Origin of the sequence: Bacillus sp. JJ722 (genome assembly GCF_036963345.1) — a bacterium.
Taxonomy (GTDB): Bacteria; Bacillota; Bacilli; order Bacillales; family DSM-1321; genus Bacillus_AD.
The window spans coordinates 1-2,551 of record NZ_JBALMO010000099.1 but is presented as its reverse complement, the minus strand read 5'-3'; the positions used below and the strand labels follow the sequence as shown (position 1 = coordinate 2,551).

At 32.8% G+C, this 2,551-nt stretch carries 4 protein-coding genes; 1 reads left to right on the top strand and 3 read right to left on the bottom strand.

Annotation, left to right across the window (positions count from 1 at the left end):
* The 3 genes from V7014_RS13185 to V7014_RS13175 all read right to left on the bottom strand — a co-directional run.
* Positions 1–485: DUF3231 family protein (locus V7014_RS13185; RefSeq protein ID WP_335507842.1), on the bottom strand; the 485-nt coding region annotated here is incomplete at its 3' end.
* Positions 486–549: 64 nt separating this feature from the next.
* A complete protein-coding gene (locus V7014_RS13180) occupies positions 550–741 on the bottom strand; it encodes a hypothetical protein (RefSeq protein WP_335507840.1) in 192 nt (63 codons plus the stop codon).
* A 19-nt stretch (positions 742–760) separates the two neighbouring features.
* Entirely contained in the window at positions 761–1,615 is an 855-nt protein-coding gene (locus tag V7014_RS13175; protein ID WP_335507838.1) for a manganese catalase family protein, read from the bottom strand.
* A 272-nt stretch (positions 1,616–1,887) separates the two neighbouring features.
* Here V7014_RS13175 and V7014_RS13170 point away from each other — a divergent pair, with 272 nt between their 5' ends.
* Complete coding sequence (locus V7014_RS13170; protein WP_335507836.1) at positions 1,888–2,022, top strand: MBL fold metallo-hydrolase; 135 nt, start codon at positions 1,888–1,890, stop codon at positions 2,020–2,022.
* The last annotated feature ends 529 nt before the right edge of the window (positions 2,023–2,551 follow it).

The window sequence follows — 2,551 nt, the reverse complement described above, 5'->3', positions numbered from 1 at the left end:
GGTGGTGGAACTAACCAACCTTTTTCTTTCATAATTTGTAATAATGTTGCTCCATCTTTTAAAGCTTTTGCATTTTGTTGAATGAGCATTAAAGCAATATCTTCACGGATACATTGACTAATAAGCCCACTTACTGCAGTTATTCCTGTAGCAATATCTTTAGCGATTGCATACGCAATTTGAGCATCTTGAAATCTTGCTCCAACTGGAATCTGTTCAATATCTACTGCTGGTCTTTCAGCAGGTGTAGGAGGAACTACAATATCATTCGAAATTAGTAGTTGTTCAAGTTCTTTAATAGATGGTTTAATACTTGCATTTATTACACTTTTTATAAATTCCTTTAAATCCTTATCACCGGTATGGTTGAAATAAACCTGATACCCGTCCAATGCTGCTTTTAAAGAAGCTGTTTGTGTAGATATACCATATACTTCTCCATAATGCATTGGCTCGTTTTGAGGATTACCACTTAAAATACCCATAAAAACACTCCTTAATTTAACATTTGTAGATTTACAATTGTTATTGTGCGCATTTTTAAAGTATTTACTCTGTAAATGATTCATTTGTTGTGGGCATTTTGTGTTTCAGGACAAGTAGATACATGCCAGCAATTTTACCCACCACATATAGTTGTTGAGTGATTTTTACGATATTATCCTGTGGATTAATAAAATTAGGTATTTCAACTTTCTTTACATTAATAGTTTGTTTATCTTGATATGTAACAGCTCTCATTGGTTTTCCTCTATACATATTAGGTATTCATGTCTCCAAGACCAGGACTATGTTCATTTGCCATGATTGGGAATTCAGGTATTGGGAATCCATCAGGTGGATTAGTTACATCTAATTCTCCTTGATTTCGACTAGGTGAAGTACCTTGGAAAATTTCACCTAAAGTCGTTGTATCTAAGCGGAAGTTGAATTGGGCATTATGATAGCCCAGATCTATATACTTTCTGCATTCAGGATACTTATTCAAATCATAATTAGGAACAGGGAACAGTTTACCCCAATCTACACCTAGTGTTTCTAATGCTTTAGCAAATGCATTTTGATGGGCGTTATCGCGAACCATTAAAAATGCGAGAGTTTCACGGAATGTTTTATTGCTGCTCATTTCGTAAATTCTAGACTTCTGTAACACACCCGTAGATTCTAAAACTAAATTGTTTAAAAGGTCAGCTATGAGGTTACCATGGCTATATACCCATGAACCACTCCAAGGATTTCCTCCAGCATCAACTGGTAAAGAGCTTTGCGCTCCCATAATATAGTGATGTGGGTTAGCATGTTTAATAGCATCATCTAATGGTGCTCCATCATTACCAGCACTACCTGTTTCAGGATAACCTGATTCATTTAATAAATGATTTATCGTTGTCTGCACTAATTCTACATGACTAATTTCTTCTAAAAATACCCCTCTAATTAAATCACGGTATTTTTTATCCTTGCCTCTGAAATTAGCACTTTGAAAAGAATACTGCATCATTGTACGCATTTCTCCAAATTGTCCTCCAAGAGTTTCTTGCATAACTTTCGCAGCTGCTGGATCTGGGCGATCTGGAACGATTACATTTATCAAATCCTCTTTATAAAAATACATAAAAACCCTCATTTCTTTAGATACTTTCCATAACTAGAATTAGCACCATTTAGGATTTTATGCACAAAGCTATATTAGAAAAAAGGGGTGAAGTTATTAATGCAATCAAAATACTTGCTTACAGCAAAAAATATATTTAAAGGCTCTTTTTTACTTTATACCTCTCTTAAAAATAGAAGATGGGAGATGGTTACAAAAGATGTGTGGGTGTATACTAATCGAATTGTAAATATATGTTTTATATAATAAAAATGGTGAACTAATTATGGTAGATGCAGGAAAAAGATTACAAGATTCTCATGAGAGATGTAAATGAAAAATTTAATGGTCGAAAACTAGTTGCAGTCATTCTTACTCATGGACATTTTGATCATGTAGGTTCATTAGCTCACATACTGGAAATTTAAAATCCGTGAATATAGCAGTAAATTTTTAAAACTTAAGACTGATTTTGATAATCAAAAATAAACCAACACTTATAGGGAGCTGGTTTGAATGAATTAATACAAGAGTATGTTTATATAGCGTATTAAAAGAACAATTAATTGATTGTCTATTACACATTTTTAAGTATAAAAAACAACACTAAAATAGTGCTGAACTTCGGTGGATGTATCTTTTTATGAACCCTTAATAGGAAAGTAAGTGTTCAATATATAATTTAAAATTTATAAACTTTAGCTTGGTTTTCAAATATTTTTTTAAAAATAAACACACTCAGAGTAAAAGTCCGCATCGATCAGTATGGCTTAATCGATGCTGGAGCAATTAAACGTAAAGGTGCATTGAAAAGGTCGGAAAAGTGTTGAATGAAAATAAAGACTTTGTTTTAAAAATGTTCGAAGAGTAGTATCCACCTTTTTGGGAAACTCAAGGGTTGATTTTAAAAATAAAAACCAACACTAGAATAGTGCTGGTAATGAGTAAAGCAAAGGA